Here is a 20,867-nt window from a genome sequence, read left to right as displayed (position 1 = left end):
GAAATCACCTATCCAATATAGCGACTGTAGCATCAGTAGCGGCTCTGTCTGTCGCTACTGATACTACTGTTGCTATATTAGGGCTAGTCCCACTCCGCAAACTCATCATAGTCTGGCGAAAGTTCGATATCATCAGAATTAATTATCTTGCCACCTGTTTTTTGTTGGTCTATGCGAACATCATTACTACCAACCTTTTTAATAGTCACTTTTTTCGCATCTCCTCCATGGCGAATCTCAAACGTGATTCCAACCTCTTGCAAATTGGATTTAACTTCTTTTAAGCGACGACTAAGAATATGCGCTGCTTTTGGCCATGATTTGACGTTAGTATCGATCCTTTCGCGACCAGCCTCATAATCTAGACGGGTTAGAAGTTGTGCAACAGTCCCAGTCCAACTGTTGGCTTCACGCATCATTGCAACAATAGTAGCTGCAACTGGATGTGAAGAGATAGCTTCTTCGTTAGATTTGTTTTGATTATTACGATAGGCTTCAAGGAAGCGTTCTCCACCATACCCCATTGCTTCAGCTATGGCATACCCCCATCGAGAGAAATCTGCCATTCTGGATAGCTTGTTAAGCGTTACCGTTGGATAAATTGCCATTGCTTTCGACAACGTTTGAAGAACCCCACCTATAATAGCTGCTTTATTTTCTTCAAAGGCTATCCAAATCTCTTTTTCCTCCTTGCGTTCCTCCTCCGGAATTCGTTCTAATTCTAATAGAATGGAACGATCCATCAAATCAGATCTTGTAATCACTACATTAATTCCATTCAAAGCAGGGCACCGTCGTAACTCTAATAAAGTTTCATCATCATCGGTGTATAATGTTCGTTTGCTGAATCCACCACCCGTGGAAGCAATACATAGTAAGTCACTTTTTGCTGCAGATAGAGATTCCAAGTTATCGAAGCATGGCATATAGTTGTTGGCTAATGAGATTGCTAAATCCTGTATACTATTCGGCATGGTCAACAAGTCACGTACTGCTGGATCGACAATTTGGCGTGTCATCCGCATAGAAGTAGATTTGGAAGCGCCTTTTTCCCCACTATAAACAATTACTGCATGTGGAATATTTGGTATAAGACAAGACACGATATAAACCAGATAAAGAATTTGATCATCTTCACTTTTGAGCCGTACATGATTCAAAAGTAATCTAATATCACCACCGAAGTTAGGTTCGACTTGCTCTTTCATATTCTTATTCCTAGTAAAAAGTGTAGGAGGGTCTTCTATGATCCGACACCCTGAAGGTGTAATTTCAACAGTTTTCCAGTTTTTATCTGCCAAATCATAATAGTATTTCCCATTGTCCTCTGCCACTCTTAATTGCAGTCGGCGTTTTTCCCCTTCAAACATTGCTTTCATCTCCATCACACCTAATGCTTGATTCATCCCGTCACTAGTTGGGGCCTGTCCTGTTTCTTCAAAGTACCTTTTGGTCAACCACATTTTGAAGGTTTTACTCCTAACTTTCCACAATTCATTATGACTGTTGATCGCTATCGTCGCGTATGCTTCTTCTAGTTCATTTTGAAAAAAATTCACTTCATCCCCTATACGTATTAGGGTATCTGCTTGTGTAGGTTTCCTTTTTTCATTTTCACCTTTATAATAGTCAGGCTCATACTTAGCTCGAAGCGTTTTCCAATTCTCCTGTGAACAACTATTGTGATGACACCCTGCACCAATTGCACCATTTGAAAATTGAATGATATAAGCACTTTTGTTGGTATGTTCCTCTTTCCAAGGACAATTGTCTAATACATATTTAGTTCCATTTTGCCATGGGCTTTTAAATGAAACTTTGATTCCATATTTTTCGAGCCATGCTTCTAATTCAAAAATACCTTCATTAACTTCATTTCTAGGTACCTTTGGAAGCGTATTTGCTAGTTGCTGCAATTGTTCTGTTGTTACTTCTATCATCTCTTCTGGGCAATGAATAATATGTGAATTGCGATGAGGCCGCTCCTCCGTACTATCACCTTTACAGGATTTCGTGCCATAAAGTTTCCATATTCGCGCCGAATTATAGGTTGTTGTATCAACGTCTACCGATTCATTACTGAATAGAAAATCCAGTGCCTCTAATGCCTTTTTGACTAAATCACGACTCTCATTATTGTTTGGTAAGTTAGTACTATATAGTAAATGCGAACCGTTTCCGCTATCTGCAAGAATTGGATCTGGAAATCCTTGTTCAGATAGAAATTTAATTACCTTTTTTGCTAAACTTAGTGCTGCTTCATGCTCTAAATCAGTTGAAGATATTCCAGCAGGACGAATAGGGTCAAAATCAATTACAAACCATTTTCTTAATTCAATATCTGCATCAGAAGTAGTTTGTTTGGCCCGCCCTTTCACTTGATTTTTAGCCCTTGCGAGCAACTCAGGTTTAACTGGATTTAGCGTGATATAAATTCCTGGTGAATTTCCATCAAATTCATTCGCGCTTTTAGCAAGCATCTTCGCATTATCAAAATACCCACTAACGGTTCCTTTTGGGGTATTTAATATACGAAGCTCTGTTATATCACCCTTTTGTTTTAATATCTGTAACGTATTAACGATTTTCGATTCTACATCAGTGTGATTCACTTTACTTTCCCCCAGTTCATTTTTTGTTTCAGTATTGACCCTATGTTTGGATTTGGACTACCTTTCCACTATCTACCCAAAAGTTGCAGTAGTAGAGTGTTTTATATAAGTACCTTGACCACACTCATCAGTCCCGTAATATTTTCCAGTAAAATGAATTCCTTTGGAATGGAAATGAATATCCTCTGCCTCAATGAAATTGATTTGTCTTTGTTGTTTTTCCTCTTCTAAAACTTCTCTATTTGGCATGCTAACTAATTTTGTATTAGCCATTTCAAATTCCTCCTATAACTTTCTTTCATTTTGTTAATCTCTTACAACATCAATAATTGGACAGAATACCGAAATTCCTACGTTTCGGTATTCTGTGTAACAAGTTTTAGCCTTGGAGTATATTGTCATTTGGTTTCATTTTGATATAAATAACTTTTTCCCCTTCTATTTCCTGCACTTCAAAAATAGGAAAAGTTATTGATGTTCGATTAGTAAAATCCAAATGGTAACGACCTATTATTTCCTTAACAAGTGCAGCGTTATATATAACACCGCTTTTTCCGTTTTTACCAAGTGTATAATTCGTGTTTATTTCAGCTATAAAGTTGGCAATCGCCATATAAGTTTCGGTATAAGCAATTTGCACAGAACTTTGGTCTGTGAGGTGATCCAGAATTGTGGAGTTCAATGACAATCGTTTGCCATTTTGTGAATAGACTATGGTCAATCCACCTGTTCCACTCGTTCTTTTCGTGTCTGTACAATTGGAGCCAACAAAACTATCTAAGTCAGGTAACTCTTTTGTAATTGGATTCATATAAGTTCCACCTTCCATTTGTGCTTACTGTATCCGACACCCTATTTAATCGATGATCAGCAAGTTCCATTATCGAGCATACGTCGTGTAAGAAGTAAGACGGTTGCTCTTCTTCCTCTTCTTCTGGTAGTTCATATCCTTCTACTAGTTCTGGTAGTACTGTTACCAGTAACCCGCAACGTGCCATTATAATATCTGCTGGAACCATATCACCCAAAGGGCTTACATTGATTGCCGTCAAAAACTTCTGATAATTACCATCCATTTCATTTGCTAAAGCAAATGGATGTTCAAGATAGTCATTATTCATTAGAGACCATCCAATTATATGGAATTTTTCTTCACTTATTATTGGGGTAACCCCTAATGGTTGTCCTTCTATCCAGAAACTATAGAGGTTAGAAGGGTTTCTAAATTTATATTGTGAAACAAAACGCAAATATTCATTTTCCTTGATATCTTTTACATCCCGCTTTTTGTCAATTATCCCCCAATCTTCAAACTCTTTATAACTCAACATTCTTTGTTGTTTTCTTATTTCCAATCGACTGAAGCTAACCGTGTTTTTCTCTTGATTCATACTTTGATTCCTCCTCTTTGTTAAATTTGTGGTATAGACAACTTAGATATAACTTACTAAATAATCCAGACCCACGTAATAAGAAATATTTTGACGTTTTATTGCTTTTTTTTTTCGGAAGAGAAAATGACAAAAAAAAGAGCATCTGCTATTTAAACGGGGTCAGTTTCGGGAGGGAAAATTGCTAATAGCAACAGAAAAAACATAATAATTAGCAAACATTCTGAACGATAATTAACAGTATAAACAGCAAGCAAAAACGCTCAGAAAAAGATTTCTGAGCGTTTTTATCGTATTATTTACTTTTCTTCTTCAACTAAAGCACACAATATAGTAAGCAAAGAAATAATAAAAAATCTTAACCAACTATATTGGGGTCTATTCTTAATACTTCTGTTATTTTAGTTAACGTCCATTTTTGTCCCAGTCTTCATACGAATCAAAATTATGATTAGGATCAACAAAGTCTCTTCCAGCTTCCATTAAGCTGCTAGCACACCCTTTGCAGAAAGACTCACCATCTACCAGTAATTCTGAATCGAGTTGATTTTTGGAGAATTCTCCTCCACACTCATTACAAATATACTTTTCCATATGTTTCCTCCTTTTCCAATTTAAATAGTTGAACAAGACTATACTGTTGCTTTATCTATATTTTAACATAAAATCCCATAAAACCTTTTAGAAAAATAGAAATAGTCATAACTAACATCACAAATAGCATTGAAAATGACATAGCGGTTAACACACGATTTAGCACTTTAATTCCAAGTTGTACATAATTCTATGTACCTTTGTTAAAAGGCTTGCTATTTACTATGTGAATTCAGGTGTTAAAATCCAATAAATGTTGTTATATCAATGGAAATAGGAATACAAAACGCTATGCGATTTGTATTCCTATTTGGTGTGTCATTTGCTGTTTTCTCTCCTAGAACTGAACCCGTTACTATTTAGCAACATGCTCATTTATCATAATTCTTATCAATTTCTGCTAAGTTTTCATTTAGTTTGTAAAGATAGTAACCATCAGAGTCGTTTTGTTTTAAATTCTGAATATATAATTCAAGATTGGTTTGTATATATTCAATCCGACTTTTCATAACATCTTCATAAAATGATACCTTATGTTGAGCCGGAAGTTGATTTAATAACTTTAATATCATTTGCAATTTGTGTTCTAGTTTTTCTGCATACTTATCCATATTTGGCATTAAGGTAAATCTATAAAATAAGCTTTTAATGTTTATGGAAATCGTTTCCCAACTCCTCTCGTCGCCAGCTTCACCCCAAAATTCACCAAAAGGATGCAATGTATTTGTATATGCCTCTATCCAAGCATCTTCCTCATTTCCAGCATCCTTAATATCTGCTTGATTACGAAGTTTCTTGAATAAAGATTGATCAAATAAACAGATTAAGACAGCTAAGAAAATGGCATCAATGACATTATAGTTGTAGCCATCATATACAGTTCTTCCTAACTTCGCTTTTGTAATATTCATTTCATTATTGTAGAAGTAGTTCCCCATATCTTTTTTTGTTCTTTGTTCTAGTATTGATTGAATAAGTTCTTCATTAAGAAATTCTATAGTTTTATTTAACCTCTTTTCTAAAGTAGTACGATCTAATTCATGTTTTCCCACCGATAACTCTTCATTTTTCCCGTATTTTATTGCAACATCAATTATTTTATCTTTGCCGTATTTTATCGTTTCCATTAAATACTCACACCCTTTTTTGATTTTTCATCCTCACTTCCCTAAAGTAGCATCAATAGTGTCCATAGCAACTATGAATTGTAGATATTGTCAGTAGTTTTGCTATATTTGGAACAAAAAAGCTAAAAAAATAATTGATTATTTACACATTTATAGCTCTCAATGCTTCTTGTCTGCGATATTCACTTTTTTTCTGACAAGCTTTCGGTAGGTGTATGTTGTTCCATATATAGCGTCAGTACCAACTGTGTCGAGATTTCTCTATAGCCCCTGTTGCTGCTATCCTAGATACACAAACCGCTATCATTTCTGCTTGGCGAGAAAACACCTGTTCATATGATAAGTATATATATTTTACATCAAAACGTTAAATATCGGGCTAATAGAACCTTCTTATTAGCTCTGAAAAAATAAAGCAGCTACCAAGTTTTTACGCTAAGGAAATTACTTATGAAATTATTTATAGATATTATAATTCCTTTTATTTGGTTTAATTTTCTGCCTGTACCCTTGTCGAAGTACCCGATGTAGTTCATCCATGACTTTGCCATTTATTACACCGGATATATATTTGCGATCTAAAGGTAAATCGCTATTAGTCATGCCTTCTACTTCTGCTATCTCTATTATCTTTTTAATACTATTGGTTAATGCATATTGCTTTATTACCCACTTTTCCAGTGTGTCTGTTTCATATTCCTCAATCAATTCAATATACGTTTTTAATCGTTCTACTTCTTTTATGGCTTTATCTAAGGTAATCAATTTATTTGGCATAGTTACTTTCTCCCATGTGGTTCCTTTAATTATTGTAATTTGCTTTAGAATGCATCTTACAGGAAAGGACAAATTTCTTTCTTGAGTCACTTTTAATATTAGTATATATAATGTGTATAAAACAGCAAATTTTGGATTAATTTTAATTACACATCCCCAAACCATTACCTGCAGATAGGGGATGTGTAAAGCTTAATTGAAAAATTTAACTTCTTTTTTATGTTATGACAAAGCTGCACATAGCTCATCATATTTCTTAACTGATAGTTCTTCTTTACATTTAAATTCCAAAAGAATATATTTGAGTCTTGCTTTAATTGAAACGCAGAATCATTCTTTCTGGTATCCTAGAGGTAGAAGTAACTACGATCCAAAAAGAAGGTGTACGAATGAGCTATGTATCGTTCTATCAAATCGTGAAAGAGCTGGAGGATGAAAAGCACAAGGACGCAACTGCTTTACAGTCCGATGAATACTCCCAGAAGGTCAGCGACTATTCCAGAAAGTTTAAGGAAATCCTTGACGGTGTTCATGTAGATATTGACTATTTCAAGGGTTCAAAAGGATATCAATTCCCAGAAGCGTCCAAATCTGCAGTGAAGACCTTGCTCAGTCTATATACGTCCTCTCCCATGAAAAGGGTCAGAAAAGGGAACGTGGACGATCTTTCTTTTAAAGAAATTCAGGAAATTATTGAGTGTATTAAAGAGTTACTAAGCAATACCTTGTGTGGCAAGACCCTTTTGGGAGAACTGAATAAGCTAGAAGCTATATCACAGTACTCGTTCAAAAAATCTAATGCAGATTTGAAAGATCAATCGTTAGATACACTATCAAAAGATGCAAAGGAACTCCTAACTTCCATGGATGGAGAATGGTTGTCTCCTGAAGACCGTATGACATTGGTAGACTACCAAAAGCAAGAACTAAAACAACTGACTGAGAAGATAAAACGAGTAGCAACGTTCATGTCTTTGCTGCGAGAAAAAGAATTGATGGAACAACAAGAACAGGAATCGCAAGAGATAGAGAATCAAAAAAAGAAAATTCACGTGCAAGTAGCGAAAGAAATCGTTCGTATGAATGAAAAGAAAAAAAATAAGCCTACAGAAGAAATGAAGGAGGATATGTCCGTACGTGAACTAGTCGAATGGACAGGGCTATCAGAAGGAAAAATCTTAACAGAATTAAATAAACTGCTTCACGAGAAAGAAAGCAAGCAATTCACTCTTGTTACATACAAAAATGAAAAAGATGCAGACGTACGAACTTCTAAAGACATTCTTTTAGAAGCCATACAGACGTATAACGAAGATTACAAATAAGTCCTGAAAGGGCTTATTTTTTTACTGCCTTCACCTCTTTTGGTACATACGTTCTGCATGTGAAAATAGAAATGACTTTTACCCGTACCGCGCTATTCTATTTATGTATATGCTGAATAGGCATCATGGAATCCAGCATCATGCCTACTTTAACAATAATCAAAAGGAGGAAGAAAAATGTTAATAGTTCCAGTGAGTAATAAGAAAGAGGTAGAATTGGTATTTGATTTAACGGGAGAGGCTAAGGGAATTCTCAGCTATCATATCAGGAAAGTGAAAGTGGAGATACCTCATTATTCGTTCCAAAAAATGAATGTGAATTTGGTGACCGAAGGGCTACGTCTGCTTTCGTCTATTGATGTTCCTTACATGTATGAAAATAATACACATCAATGGATTATCTACCCGAAACGGGTTAATGGATTTGACTCCATAGGATTTCTTCAAAAAACGGTGGACATACAACACCACCAGATTATGAAAGAAATACGAAAACACAATACCGATAAGCCGATGGACATGGATATGACCATGTATGTAGATGTTATTTACTAAGAGGAGGAAATTTAAATGATTGATGCAACAAAATTATTAACCAGCTTTCGTATTAAAAACCATTCCAAGGAAACCAATGTTATCTATGATCCCTTTTTTTCCAATGAGCCTCTGGGAACTGGGTATTTTATTGATGAAATCGCACTAGAGATTCGGTCACCCAATAGCCAATTAATTGATGAAATCGAGCCTGCTTTAAATGACTGTCCTACGGTGAAAATGGCGATATACGATTCACAAACCGCTACTTTTAGTTGTAATGCTGCTGAGGATAGAGAGTGCAACTATCCTCATGAAGTAGAGAGTATGGTTGTTTCTGTCTGCCAACCAGTTCACAACGCTTTGGAAAATTATCCCTACAGCTATCAACTTTATGCCAAGCTAGGTTTCTTTAACGATTAAACTCTGTTGTATTTCTATGTTTATATAATAATTTAGTTTATATTCTGCGCCCTAGTTCAGTGGTTAACTGGGGCTATTTTTTACTCTGAAAACAGAAGGAGGAAAACAATGATTGGGTAGATGGAGTGATTTCTGCAAACACTGAAGAATAAAATCGGTGAAAAGATGTTGAAAGAATATGAATCAATCATTTTTCCGTTTCGTTAAAAACTCAAAAGTACTGTACAACTAGAATATTACTGAACTAATTTGAACATCTGGAAACCTTGTTTAACATGGCCCGTAAAATACCTACAATCGGAATAAGTTGTTACAGAACATTAAAAAAAGTAGGAAATATGGTGATCCTTATTCCCTACTTTTTTTAGTAATCCGATGGAAATAGCATAGTTTGCTTGTCAATATCGTCAATTATCCAAACAGTTATGGATTTAGTAATAGTGTTACCGTTAATATTTATGAATTTTTCCACCATATAAGGATGTTCCTGCTTATTAATTATCTTTAACCTACTACCCGAAACAATAATATCAAAAACCTGTAAATAATCCATCTTATCCTTTCTTTTCAAAGCCAATATATCCATCAACTGCCATAGGGTCATTTGTAATTTTACATTTAGTTCTTCATTAATTGCTTTAGTCATGTAGCGAGACTTATGTTTCTCTGTCATTTTCGTCACCTTTTTTGGGTAAAGTTTTTTCATATACTTTTTTTCCATCCTTAAGGCAAACTAAATAGAGTGGGTAATCGGTTCCTTCTTTAAAGGCGATTCCGATTATCCACTCTGATTTTTCTTCATAATTATACGTTTGAAAAACTACTGGATTTGGCAATAGTTTATTTATTTCAGGAGAAACAATTTCTTTATCAAGCTCATTTAAATATAACAATAATGCCTCTTCCCCCAAATTTTTAATATCAACAGTAATTCCGAACTGTTCTTTCATTAACTTTATGACGTCATCCTTAATATTCAAGTTTTTAATTCCTCCTTACAAGTATCCTTTTTCCTTTAATGATATAAATTTGTCATCACCTAAAATAATATGGTCAAGCAGTTCTATCCCAACAATCTTTCCTGACTCGGAGAGTCTTTTTGTCACGTTAATATCCTCCTGACTTGGTTCAGGTTGTCCACTTGGATGATTATGGCCCACAATTAATGAAGCAGCATTTGAAAGAATAGCAGGTTTAAATACCTCCCTCGGATGTACTACTGATGCGTTTAAGCTTCCTACATGGCAAACATTAATTGATGTCGGTTGATTTTTTGTATCCAGACAAACAACTAGAAAATGTTCACGATCAACTTCTCCTAAAAATTCCTTCATAAGTTCATATCCATCCTCCGGAGATTGAATTGCTCGATTTTTATACATTATGGAAGTCTCTTTAAGAAGCTTTACACTAACAATGTTTACTCGCTTAGCAGGAAGATTTTTGCCAGCCCCTTCTTGAAGTAAGGATAACTGCTTAAACTTTTCATTTGTGTACATATGTTTCATATATATTCCCCCTCATAAAAATACCCTGATGTTACAACTATAGGTTCTAGACCTTATTAATTAATTTCCCTCTCCATAAGTAAGTGGTATCTATTAATAAAAGAATTGGCCAAAAAGTAAATAACCACTGTAAGTGGATAAAGTGGTTAAGTATGACATTATGCTTAACTTTGTTCATAAGACTAATAAAAGCACTTCTTGACCATGATACCTTTCAAATACTTTTCCAATATGAAACCCCGAAGTAACTTTTCGTTACTTCGGGGTTTCATATTAATAATATATTTTTATTTTTCCGATAGATACGGCTTATACAGATTCATTACAAATTTCTAAATAGAGTTGGTTCATTTCTTCCTTTAATGCACCCAAAACTAATTTACCCTCTTCAGAATGAGCCTTCATTGCTAATCCTGAAAGTGCTATATGCTTTTCATTTTCAGGATTATATTTTGGAATCTTGATATTAAAATTAATGCTATACGATCTAGAGCTATAGGTAAATTTAAAATAGTCAACAACAATTTTTGTATTTAATATACCTGAAATGTAATGCGCCTCATCTTCGGTAATAAAATTACCTTTTTTATCCATGCTAATATACGGTGCATGTTTTGCACAAATAGGCAAAATTTCCTTCCCCCAATGAGTCAAGACAGGTTTGACAACCGCTGCAGCCATCTTACTATTATCTCTAAAAGTTACCAAATTTTCTGCAAAGGTATACTTTCCAATCTTCGAAAGAGAATAAAATTCCTTGCCTCGAGCAATCATTTTACTTCTATCTGATTGTTTGCCTATAATAGCTTGATAATCTAATAAATAATTTAAAAGTTTTGGACTGTTCTTTTCTAATTCATCAATTTCAATCAGGTTAGTTGTTTCACTGTCGTAAGGGAAAATCCCGTACTCATTTTCAAAATTAATGTTGAACGGTTCAATTGTTGACCCTTTAACAAGTGGCTTCATATACTTAGTTTCAAGCCTAGTACCGTTAACCGCTGTATTTGATGCTTTGTGAATAGTACTTGTTGAAGAAAAGTTTTTAAATCTGCAGTACTTTTTATCTTTAGATACGTTAAACGCTTCTAAAGTATAAATTTCGTATGGCGTAAATTCTACTCCGCTCCTAGCCTTATAATCACATTGTCCAATAATATTCTTGAAACTCTTGACATCTGAAGAAGAACCTTCAAATATACTCAGCCCTGTTCTAGTCTTATCTAATTGAAATGCTGCTCCCTTTTTTATGTCAAAATACATTTGCACCTCTGAAAAATTATGATGCTTATTTATGAATTGGATTTTTTTATTTCTCTTTTTATTAATATAAGTTACAGGAATGCCATCATTTTCATAGTCCTTAAAATCAAATTTATAGTAATAAGTAGCAAATTTTTCATTTGTATATATGAATGGATCACCTGCTTTAGACCAATCCTCAATTTTCTGCAAATACATTCTAATGTTATTTTCATAGTCTATATAAAAATTTCTAAAACCCGCATATGAGTCTTGGGTCAACAAAGTTTTAGGCATTAAAAATGTTAAAATGCCATCTTTAGTTAACCACTTTCCTGCAGTTACATTTGATATTAAGGCACAGATATTTAAACTTATAGCTCCCATATAAGTCTGCCCTGAAAATAAGTGCCGGTCCACACATTGCTTTTTAATTGTCTGGGCATATGTTTGTGGTAAATGTTCCCACTTAACCCACGGCGGATTCCCTACTATAATATCTATATTTTTTATAGAAGAGATAAGTAACTGATTAGCAATAATCCTTAACCAGGTATTATTTGAATTTTTTTCTTGCAAATCATATAAATTGTCTGCTAAATTTTCAATTTCCTCAACAACTTTATCATTTTTATCCTTCTGAGAGACATTCTCTAGGAATTTTTTAACCCATTTTTCTTTATCGACAACTCTTAAATATTTATTTAAACTACTCATCTTAGTTAAGAAGTTACCGTTGTCAACTAAATTAACAGGCAGAATTGTATTAAAAAATCCGTTAATAGAACCTGTAACAACCGAATAACACTCAACTCCATCCAAGTTAACCTTTTCACCAATAATTGCTGAGTTACCTAAATATACAGGTATTTCCATAGAGGTTTCTTCAGTTATTAAAGGCATCACAGATAAAAAGTAACTTACACGAGATGTGAGTACTGAGATGGGGTTCATGTCTATTCCAATTACTCTTTCGGTGATTTCATTTATCAGTTTATTCTTTTTGTCCTTATCTAGATCCGATAATTTATACTGTCCAATAATCTTCTTAATTGATGTCATTAGGAAAACGCCTGTACCACAGCAGGGATCAATTGCTCTCCACTTTTCTTTATTAACTTCTTTTATGCTTTCAGTAATGACTCTATCCGTTAACCAACTTGGTGTGAAATATTCACCTAAGCTATGTCGAACTGCATTAGGCATTACTTCCATGTATAAGTCCTTAAAGATATCAATCGGTTCATATTCATCTTTAAAAGTAATATATGAATAACCCTCGATAATTTTTATAACCTTTTTAATTGCTTTTGCAATCCCATCATTCCATTGATTCTCAAAAACATACCATGAGAAAAAATCGCCTTCTAAAAGGTTAATATAACCCTCATTTTGAAAATCAAGGCCATTTTCTAATTTATTTGTAAAGTCTCTGAGTTCAGCATTATTTAGGGTGCTTAAATCTTCGAAATATACTAAGCCTTTTCCGTATTGTTTATAGGTCAAAATTTTTGCAGCAATTAATTTTACTATTATAGCGTAGGTTGTTTGTAAAGCATATAAACTTTTAAAATCTGTATCATTTTCTTCAATCTTTACTTGGAATAGCTTTCCCAATTCTCTTCTTCGTTTATTAATATCATCACTTTTTCCGTTATCATTTTCAGATAGATTAAATAGAACTTTCCACTCTTCGAAAATAACACTAGTGTTCTCGTCTATATTTACTCCATTTAAACTTTTGAAAAGTTCATTTGCTAATTCAGCGGTAGTGGAATTTTCCGAATTGAGGCTGAAATCCTTTACAATATTTTCGGGTAAGAATTTTTTATTATCGAAATTTATAATCGACTTAACAATAACAGCTATATCATCAGAATCAATGTCGCTAAAATTCGTCCATCGGATGATGTTATCGACATAATAATAATACTTTATTTTTATGCCATCTGTAAGAATCGCTCTATATTGCTTGCCTTCCAATTCAAAAAGTTGTTCTAAGTAATCAACAACTTGATTATGAGCCTTTTCTTTATCATTCTTTGTTAATAACTTAGATGGATGCTTATATTCAAAAATTAAACTGTTTGAGACTGCGTCCATTCTACCTGTAAATTTATGTCCTAAAATTTTATCATTAACCTCTGGATCTAAATTGATATTATCAATACCAAGTTCATCCGACAAAAACTTTTTTAAATGGTAGCTAAATTCTTGAGCTAAGTGAGTTTCATTCAACGAATTTTTAGCACTGATTTTAATATCCTTCGTAAGCTTCTCCAACTTTTCTCTATAATCAGGGGAATTCATTATCAATTTATACCTTTTTGAACGCAATGTATTATCCATAGAAACACCTCTTATATTTAGTGTCTATAATATAACACACTTCACCTTTACTGGCCACACTTTTCTGGCCAATTGATAAATAAATTGAATTTAGAACCATCGTTTAGAATGATTTGGATACCTACTTTTGATGTTTCTATTTCCAATCTTTCAAACGTGTTGACAAAATGTAAGACTTCATTTAATTCTTCGGGGAATTTTCCTTGTTGAATATCTTTAACAGAATCACATATCATTCTTTCAAATTGTTTGATTTCCATTTCAACATCATCCTTTTTTCATAATAAATAAGCACAGTCCTGAAGACTGTGCTTAAAAACCTCATTTACTTATGGTACGGTTCCCCCCAATTAATCCTAAACCCACGATAAATCTGCTCCAACAATATAAGCCTCATCACCTGGTGCGGAAATGTCATTTTGGAAAATGATAATGCAAGATCACTCCGCTTTTGGACTTCATCACTAATGCCTAATGATCCGCCGATAACAAATGCAAGCTTACTTTTCCCGTAGGTGGCAAGCTCGTCCATTTTGGCTGCGAGCTGTTCAGAACTTAGCATTTTGCCATTGATTTCGAGGGTTATGACATGGGTATCCTGCTTGATGTTAGCGAGAATGCGTTCGCCTTCCTTTTGTTTTACTTCGATCATTTCAGCGTCGCTCATATTTTCCGGGGCTTTTTCATCGGCGACTTCGGTAATTTGAACTTTTGCATATGTACTTAATCGTTTGAGATATTCCTCAATGCCCTGCTTGAGGTATTTTTCCTTTAATTTTCCTACTGTGATAATTTTTATGTTCATTCAAATTCATTCCTTTATGGACTTCGTTTGTTTACATTGTAACAAAGAATGACGATACCGTATTCCAGTATCGCCATTTCACTCAGTTATTCAGACTTCCTCTCTTCTTCTCGTTGTTTCGTCATGAAAAGGGACAGTGGTTGTTCTGATCCAGTCATCAATTTATAGACATATGTGGAAGTAAGGTTATAACTGTTTTCAATACTTTCTGCTATATAGTTAGTTCGTTCAAAAAGAATAGATCGAAACTGATCAATTTGCCTTAACGTTTTCTCCATCAGGGCTTCCTGGTTTTCCAACCGGTTTATAACTTGATCCTGGTTATCGTCTTGTGTGGATATCCACTCTGACATCTCTTTGTTAAGATCATATAATTCACTCATGTGTGATGCGAGTGCCTGGCTTGAGGTTTCATATTTTCCTAGCTGATCTACAATAGCCTGATTCGATTCGCCTAAGAGATTGACTTGTTCTGCAATCTCCTTATTTAATAGTCCACCGTTCTCCAGAATAGCTTGTAACTTTGCATTGTTTCTATCTAGGGTTGTCAGCCATTGCACAGCCTGATTCTCGAAATTTTGGTGCTGAAGGTTACTTTCTTTTAATACTTCCAGCTGTTTGCCAACCTCCTGCCATCTGCCTGCTTGCGTATTAGTTTGTTGGTGGTATAACGATTTTAAGTCACGGAATGAATTGGATAATGATTTATTTAGCTCTTTCTGTTCTTTTATCATCTCGGAGAAATAATCTACGCGAAAGTATCCTTGGTTCGGCTCCAGAATATCGCTGCCATTCATAAAGACATCTGGATGATCATCATTATTAATATATAATCCCATCGCTTGCTCACTTCCTTATTCATATTATTGTATTATCCTATGCGTATTATGAAAAGACGGGACAATAATCCAGGTGAATCAAGTTTAAAATTCTCCAGTATCTTTTCATTATTTTTGCGTTAATTCAGTATATATAGTATATTGTGAATAATATCTTTTATAGAATAAACTGTGTTAGTACCATCACATCATGTACGAAATGGCAAAATCATTGAAAAATGATGACGCAAAGCTACAGGGACTAAGTTGGATATTCCAATAAGTCAGCCAGCTTTCGAATACACTCCTTATTCCTGGAAGGGGGATGTGATTTGGATATAGAAGATGTTCTTAAGATTATTAACGATGATATTAAAATGCTCAAATCTTTGATGTATCAAGTTAAAGCGAATGGAAGTGAGTTTACAGATCCTTCATTAATACAAGTTAGTCAATTATTAGATGTGAAGCTCAACCAACGAAATGATCTAATGTCTTTTTGTGCAAATGAACTAGATTAATTCTAAATTCATGTTTTTGTGGTACTAACACTGCCTCTCTATACTCCGTACACTATTGGGGTATAGCTTTTTTTGTATTTAAGTATGGTAAAATAATAGAGTAATTATTTCATAAATTTTATCGTTGGATGTGAAACTATGAGTATCGAAAATAAACCAAATATGTGGATAATAAATATGCTGTTAATTCCTATCCGCTTCTTTACTAGAAATCGTTCGAAAATAGTAATTGAACGCAATGATACACTTCATATGGAACCACCTTATATTATTTTATCCAACCACGTAAATAACTGGGATCCACTGATTCTGAATAGTTATGTAAAAGAACCGATTTCTTTCATTGCTGCTGACCCTCTTTTTCGAAATCCTTTCTTAAAAAGAATATTAAACTATGTTGGTGCCATTCCAAAGATGAAATTCAAAAATGATACAAGCACGATAAGAGGTGTGCTGAAAGCTAAAAAGCATAATCGGGTTATTGGTATTTTTCCAGAGGGGAACCGTAATTGGGATGGTGACACCGAGCCGCTTATTTATTCAACAGCGAAACTAGTCAAGCTGTTAGACATTCCAGTTGTAGTTGCAACTATTCGCGGTGGCCATCTTACTCATCCAAGGTGGGCAGATAAACATCGCAAAGGCTTAATCTCTATTTCCTATAAAAAAGAATGGGATCAGGGAGCTTTTTCAAACGATTCACCTGACGTCATAAACCAAAAGCTAACCGAAGCGCTTTACCATAATGAAATGGAATGGCAGTCCGAGATTGCGAGTGAATATCAGGGGAAAAATCTAGCAAACTACTTGGAACGCCTGTTGTTTGTTTGTCCACATTGTAGAATACCTGGACAGCTGCATTCGCACGATGACCTGTTTGAATGTCAGAGCTGTGATTATACCGTTCGTTACACACTTTTAGGAAATTTTGAAGAAGTAACACACCCCATCTATTATTCTACTCCTCGTGATTGGAATAAATGGCAGCTTGAATTTTTGAAAGAGACATTACTTGACCCGGATTGGCAGCAGAACTGGAATGAGGCAATGCAGGACCATGTAAAGCTGTTTATATCTTGGGACAATGAACCATTCCGGCTTATTTCTAAAGGGGATTTGAAGTGGAACAATAAAACAATCACTTTTAACGGTGATAACCAGGAGCAATATGCTTTTGCATTTCGGGACCTAGAAGGGATTAATATACAGTTTCATCATAAGCTGGACTTTTTTTATGAAAATCAATTTTACCGAATTGTATTTTATCAGCCCAACACCTCGGCATACAAATGGCTAATGGCAATCAAAACCGCACAGGCATTGGAATCTAAACAGACCAAGGAGGTTATCTCATGAGTAACTCCTGGTCATTAGTACTCGATTTTGCTCTTTTATCTTTTTTAATAGTTATTGCCGCTGTATTAAAAGCGAGAATTCCAGCCTTGCGGAAATTAATTGTGCCAACGTCAATGATTGCGGGTTTCATGGGGCTAATCGTCGGACCTGAACTATTAGGGTGGATAAACTTTGATAAGGATTTACTTGGAAACCTGGTTTACCATCTAATGGCAATTGGCTTTATTGCTTTATCGTTAAAAGAACGGGAAATTGAAAACAGCCCGGCAATCCTTAACTCAGGCCTTATGATTGTTTCCACGTATTTAATTCAGGGATTGGTCGGTTTTGGTTTATTCATGATCCTTGTCGAAACATTTTATCCGGACTTTTTCCCAGGTGTTGGACTATTGCTGCCACTCGGATTCGGTCAAGGACCTGGACAAGCATATTCGATAGGTACACAGTGGGAAGAACTGAGACTAGTTGGTGGCGGGAACCTTGGTTTAACGATTGCCGGGATAGGCTTTATCTGGGCGACGGTTGTCGGGATTATCCTGATGAACCTATTAGCCCGTAACAAAAAATTCCAGAAAACCGAATCTGGACCAGTCAAAACACATAAACAAATGGTAGAAAGGTCCGAGCCAGATGAAATTTCATTAAGTGATGCAATCGATAAGCTAACCTATCAAATAGCATTAATCGGCTTCATTTACCTTGTTACATATTTAACAATATACGGGTTAGACAAAGTATTGACGCCACTCGGAACATTTGGAGCAACTTTTGCCCAGCTAATCATTGGATTCCACTTTTTAATCGGAAGCTTGTACGCGATGTTTTTCCGAACTGTTTTAAATAGATTAAAAAATGCTGGACTTCAGCTTGAACATTCACCGAACAACTTTTTACTGCAGCGAATTTCCGGTTTTTCGTTCGATTACATGATAACCGCATCAATCGCTGCTATTTCGATTTATGCATTACAGGAGTATGCTGTCCCGATTCTGATATTAACTACTTTAGGCGGCTTCGTAACCATCGCATTTTTACTTTGGATTGGACCACGCGTATTTCCTGAGGATAAGCTGCCAAACGTATTAGGATTTTACGGAATGCAAACCGGTACCATATCAACTGGAATGGCACTATTAAAGGCAGTTGATCCAAAATTCCAATCCAATACAGCAGATAATATGGTGATGGGTAGTGCGACAGCAATAATGTTTGGATTTCCTTTATTACTGCTCTTAAATGTGCCAATCGTTGGGTATGTTCAGAACCAGCCAATCATGTATGTCTATACACTTATTGGATTACTTGTTTATTTCCTGGCGCTAGTTGGTGCCTTGCTTTACAGAACACGAAAAACGGTATAGGGAGTTGGATGGAGCGGGTTCCGTTACCTATCACAAAGAATAAAAATGTAAGATAATCTATGAGGAGGTAAAAAATGAACTTGGATTACGTTGAAGGTTTCAATATAAAAATTGCTACGAATGAGGATAGTAGTGAAATTATTAAAATGTTAAAACAGATAGCTCTATGGATGAAAGATAATGAAATAAATCAATGGGGGTTTCTATTAGATGGTGGTGATGATGAAGAAATTGAACAAGCCATATCTAATCAAGAAACGTATATTGTTTTGAAAGATAACGATATTGTGGCTACATTTACACTTTTATCTGAACAAAGTGAATGGGACAGGCATATTTGGGGAGACGATATTTCCTCAGAATCGCTTTACTTACATAGACTTGCAATTATTCCTACATATATGAAGAACGGAATGGGTAGAAGTATTCTTGATTGGATACAGAACAATAAAAGTGATAAAGAATATCTTAAATTAGATTGTGTTGCGGATAATATAAAATTAAATAACTTTTATAAGAATAATAAATTTGAACTTGTTGGTTTAACAGATGGACACAGTAAATATCAAAGGCGTATATAATAAAGGATTAATACTTGAATAGGAAATTGAATCCGCTTGTTCAACTATAGTAGCAGGTTAGTGGAACAGAACAGAAGATATATGAAACGTTTAATAGTTAAACAACGTCATTTTATAAAGGGGGAGGGGGGAGAAAATGAAAAAACTCAGCTTTATTATTATGATTGTTTTTATATTGTTTATTGTTAGTGCCTGTGAAAATAAAAGTGTAAGTCCCAAAATAACAGAAGAAGAAGCAGAGTCAATTGTTATGGAACGCCATTCTGGAGGAATGGGAGAAGTTATAATAAAATCAGTAAGTCATAGTTCAGGAGAGTATATCGTTGAATGGGAAATAGATGCTGATTGTGAGTTCGGTACTGATTATGTAGATGACCAAAGCGGTGAGATAGAAAAAGCTGAAGAGACCAATTGTTAGTATAATGAATATTATATGAGATCTTCAACAAACGGGTGCGTTAGTTGAAGAAGCATTTGAAAATAAATTCAAGGAAAAATCTCAGTTCACTGAACCGAGATTTTTTATTTTTAATTACAAGTATACTGCAAATAGTTATACAAATTCAGTTACATTTAAAAGTGTAATTCTGAATTATGTGATAGGAAACGGAACCAGTAATTTACCCCGCTCCTTTAATCTGCCAACACACTATACACATTCGCCCGCTTGTTACGTATTATATAAGCAGATTTCATCACATTAGGAGGTGATATGTTTGAGTATTGCAACAGGCACATATTTTATTTATCAAGTACAGCCAGGCGACACATTATATGCCATTGCTGACCGGTTTGGCAGTACGCCACAGGCAATTGCAGATGCTAATTATCTGTATCCTCCCGTAACCACACCTGATCTGATTTTTCCTGGACAGTTGTTGGTCGTCCCATCAAATTCAACAAATGACATCTCCACATTTTACGTAGTGGCGCCTGGTGACACGCTTAATCGAATTGCTCTACGGTTCTCAACAGCTATCGAGCTGATTGCTGGAATCAACACAGATATTCAGGATCCTGGCTTGATTTTTCCTGGGCAGCCGTTAATTGTCCCTGCATTTATTTACATTGTAGAACCAGGCGACACGATTTATCAAATGGAACAACGATTTGGTATTCCAAGAGCCAACATTATTAGCGCTAATTTGGATCGACCAGGTTTTTCACCAACAACCATCTGGCCAGGATATGCGCTGATTATACCGCTTGAAACGTCAGAAAATATTGCGGTGATGGACCCTTTACCTGGAACCGTCATTCAAAGCGGACAACGGGTAACAGGATATGCACGGGCTTTTGAAGCGAATGTCCTGCATCAGGTCCGCGATAGTAATGGTGTAATCGTTTCTGAAGAGCGATCTGTAATGGCGGATCAAGGAGCACCGGCATATGGAAGGTTTGAAAGCACTTTACCTTTTGACAGGCAGCCAATCGCAAGCACCGGGGAGGTTTGGGTATATACACGCAGCCCAAGAAATAATGAAATACAGGATTTGGTACAGGTGAAGGTGAATTTCAATTCTGTATAAGGTAGCAGACGCAT

At 35.1% G+C, this 20,867-nt stretch carries 23 protein-coding genes and 1 riboswitch; of the genes, 9 read left to right on the top strand and 14 right to left on the bottom strand.

From position 1 onward, the window contains the following. Window positions 1-83: 83 nt before the first annotated feature. The 7 genes from BLS02_RS01170 to BLS02_RS01140 all read right to left on the bottom strand — a co-directional run bounded on the left by BLS02_RS01170 (window position 84) and on the right by BLS02_RS01140 (window position 6,501). A complete protein-coding gene (locus BLS02_RS01170; RefSeq protein WP_092491134.1) occupies window positions 84-2,612 on the bottom strand; it encodes a hypothetical protein in 2,529 nt (842 codons plus the stop codon). Window positions 2,613-2,684: 72 nt separating this feature from the next. Then, window positions 2,685-2,885: a hypothetical protein gene (locus BLS02_RS01165; protein ID WP_092491133.1), complete on the bottom strand. Its 201-nt coding sequence runs from the start codon at window positions 2,883-2,885 to the stop codon at window positions 2,685-2,687. 106 nt (window positions 2,886-2,991) lie between these two features. Beyond that, window positions 2,992-3,423 carry a hypothetical protein gene (locus BLS02_RS01160; RefSeq protein ID WP_092491132.1) on the bottom strand — a complete coding sequence of 144 codons (432 nt, stop codon included), beginning with the start codon at window positions 3,421-3,423 and terminating at the stop codon, window positions 2,992-2,994. Continuing rightward, window positions 3,395-4,003, bottom strand: a complete 609-nt coding sequence (locus tag BLS02_RS01155) for a hypothetical protein (RefSeq protein ID WP_092491131.1) — start codon at window positions 4,001-4,003, stop codon at window positions 3,395-3,397. The genes BLS02_RS01160 and BLS02_RS01155 overlap by 29 nt, the downstream gene beginning before the upstream one ends. 405 nt (window positions 4,004-4,408) lie before the next feature. After that, complete coding sequence (locus BLS02_RS01150; protein WP_092491130.1) at window positions 4,409-4,597, bottom strand: hypothetical protein; 189 nt, start codon at window positions 4,595-4,597, stop codon at window positions 4,409-4,411. Between the two features lie 371 nt (window positions 4,598-4,968). Then, window positions 4,969-5,724, bottom strand: coding sequence for a hypothetical protein (locus tag BLS02_RS01145; RefSeq protein ID WP_092491129.1), 756 nt, complete (start codon window positions 5,722-5,724; stop codon window positions 4,969-4,971). Between the two features lie 456 nt (window positions 5,725-6,180). Continuing rightward, entirely contained in the window at window positions 6,181-6,501 is a 321-nt protein-coding gene (locus tag BLS02_RS01140) for a hypothetical protein (protein WP_092491128.1), read from the bottom strand. 317 nt (window positions 6,502-6,818) lie between these two features. On the opposite strand from BLS02_RS01140, the gene BLS02_RS01135 reads away from it, so the two are divergent. The 3 genes from BLS02_RS01135 to BLS02_RS01125 all read left to right on the top strand — a co-directional run bounded on the left by BLS02_RS01135 (window position 6,819) and on the right by BLS02_RS01125 (window position 8,783). Then, on the top strand, window positions 6,819-7,826 hold the full coding sequence (locus tag BLS02_RS01135; RefSeq protein ID WP_139180747.1) for a hypothetical protein: 1,008 nt from the start codon (window positions 6,819-6,821) through the stop codon (window positions 7,824-7,826). A 177-nt stretch (window positions 7,827-8,003) separates the two neighbouring features. Continuing rightward, complete coding sequence (locus BLS02_RS01130; protein ID WP_092491126.1) at window positions 8,004-8,381, top strand: hypothetical protein; 378 nt, start codon at window positions 8,004-8,006, stop codon at window positions 8,379-8,381. A 15-nt stretch (window positions 8,382-8,396) separates the two neighbouring features. Further along, a complete protein-coding gene (locus tag BLS02_RS01125; RefSeq protein ID WP_092491125.1) occupies window positions 8,397-8,783 on the top strand; it encodes a hypothetical protein in 387 nt (128 codons plus the stop codon). A gap of 364 nt (window positions 8,784-9,147) precedes the next feature. On the opposite strand, the gene BLS02_RS01120 is transcribed toward BLS02_RS01125, so the two are convergent. From BLS02_RS01120 to BLS02_RS01090, 7 genes are all read right to left on the bottom strand, one after another. After that, the gene (locus BLS02_RS01120) at window positions 9,148-9,489 is read right to left on the bottom strand and encodes a DUF960 family protein (protein ID WP_175559413.1); all 342 of its coding nucleotides are present in this window, start codon (window positions 9,487-9,489) and stop codon (window positions 9,148-9,150) included. Then, a complete protein-coding gene (locus BLS02_RS01115) occupies window positions 9,440-9,763 on the bottom strand; it encodes a hypothetical protein (protein ID WP_254788696.1) in 324 nt (107 codons plus the stop codon). Before BLS02_RS01115 ends, BLS02_RS01120 begins: the two co-directional genes overlap by 50 nt. A 15-nt stretch (window positions 9,764-9,778) precedes the next feature. Next, window positions 9,779-10,282 (bottom strand): RadC family protein, encoded by a 504-nt coding sequence (radC, locus tag BLS02_RS01110; RefSeq protein ID WP_092492193.1) that lies wholly within the window; start codon window positions 10,280-10,282, stop codon window positions 9,779-9,781. 318 nt (window positions 10,283-10,600) lie between these two features. Continuing rightward, a complete protein-coding gene (locus tag BLS02_RS01105; protein WP_092491123.1) occupies window positions 10,601-13,882 on the bottom strand; it encodes an Eco57I restriction-modification methylase domain-containing protein in 3,282 nt (1,093 codons plus the stop codon). A 47-nt stretch (window positions 13,883-13,929) separates the two neighbouring features. Next, entirely contained in the window at window positions 13,930-14,142 is a 213-nt protein-coding gene (locus BLS02_RS01100) for a hypothetical protein (protein ID WP_092491122.1), read from the bottom strand. Between the two features lie 65 nt (window positions 14,143-14,207). After that, the gene (gene rlmH / locus BLS02_RS01095) at window positions 14,208-14,687 is read right to left on the bottom strand and encodes a 23S rRNA (pseudouridine(1915)-N(3))-methyltransferase RlmH (RefSeq protein ID WP_092491121.1); all 480 of its coding nucleotides are present in this window, start codon (window positions 14,685-14,687) and stop codon (window positions 14,208-14,210) included. A gap of 86 nt (window positions 14,688-14,773) precedes the next feature. Next, window positions 14,774-15,526, bottom strand: coding sequence for a hypothetical protein (locus BLS02_RS01090; RefSeq protein ID WP_092491120.1), 753 nt, complete (start codon window positions 15,524-15,526; stop codon window positions 14,774-14,776). 191 nt (window positions 15,527-15,717) lie between these two features. Further along, window positions 15,718-15,805, top strand: a riboswitch (cyclic di-GMP riboswitch). Between the two features lie 32 nt (window positions 15,806-15,837). Between BLS02_RS01090 and BLS02_RS01085 the strand changes: the two genes are divergently transcribed. The 6 genes from BLS02_RS01085 to BLS02_RS01060 all read left to right on the top strand — a co-directional run bounded on the left by BLS02_RS01085 (window position 15,838) and on the right by BLS02_RS01060 (window position 20,853). Further along, window positions 15,838-16,026 (top strand): Spo0E family sporulation regulatory protein-aspartic acid phosphatase, encoded by a 189-nt coding sequence (locus BLS02_RS01085; RefSeq protein WP_092491119.1) that lies wholly within the window; start codon window positions 15,838-15,840, stop codon window positions 16,024-16,026. Between the two features lie 138 nt (window positions 16,027-16,164). After that, window positions 16,165-17,382 carry a lysophospholipid acyltransferase family protein gene (locus tag BLS02_RS01080; RefSeq protein ID WP_092491118.1) on the top strand — a complete coding sequence of 406 codons (1,218 nt, stop codon included), beginning with the start codon at window positions 16,165-16,167 and terminating at the stop codon, window positions 17,380-17,382. Further along, a complete protein-coding gene (locus tag BLS02_RS01075) occupies window positions 17,379-18,743 on the top strand; it encodes a sodium/glutamate symporter family protein (protein WP_092491117.1) in 1,365 nt (454 codons plus the stop codon). Before BLS02_RS01080 ends, BLS02_RS01075 begins: the two co-directional genes overlap by 4 nt. Window positions 18,744-18,817: 74 nt before the next feature. Next, the gene (locus BLS02_RS01070) at window positions 18,818-19,324 is read left to right on the top strand and encodes a GNAT family N-acetyltransferase (protein ID WP_254788695.1); all 507 of its coding nucleotides are present in this window, start codon (window positions 18,818-18,820) and stop codon (window positions 19,322-19,324) included. A gap of 136 nt (window positions 19,325-19,460) precedes the next feature. Beyond that, complete coding sequence (locus tag BLS02_RS01065; protein ID WP_092491116.1) at window positions 19,461-19,742, top strand: hypothetical protein; 282 nt, start codon at window positions 19,461-19,463, stop codon at window positions 19,740-19,742. 298 nt (window positions 19,743-20,040) lie between these two features. Then, a complete protein-coding gene (locus BLS02_RS01060) occupies window positions 20,041-20,853 on the top strand; it encodes a LysM peptidoglycan-binding domain-containing protein (protein WP_254788694.1) in 813 nt (270 codons plus the stop codon). Window positions 20,854-20,867: the final 14 nt, after the last annotated feature.

Source organism: Virgibacillus salinus, assembly GCF_900102415.1.
Classification (GTDB): domain Bacteria; phylum Bacillota; class Bacilli; order Bacillales; family Amphibacillaceae; genus Lentibacillus; species Lentibacillus subterraneus.
Note: the sequence above shows the minus strand (reverse complement) of the source record. Positions and strands in the feature narration are given on the sequence as shown.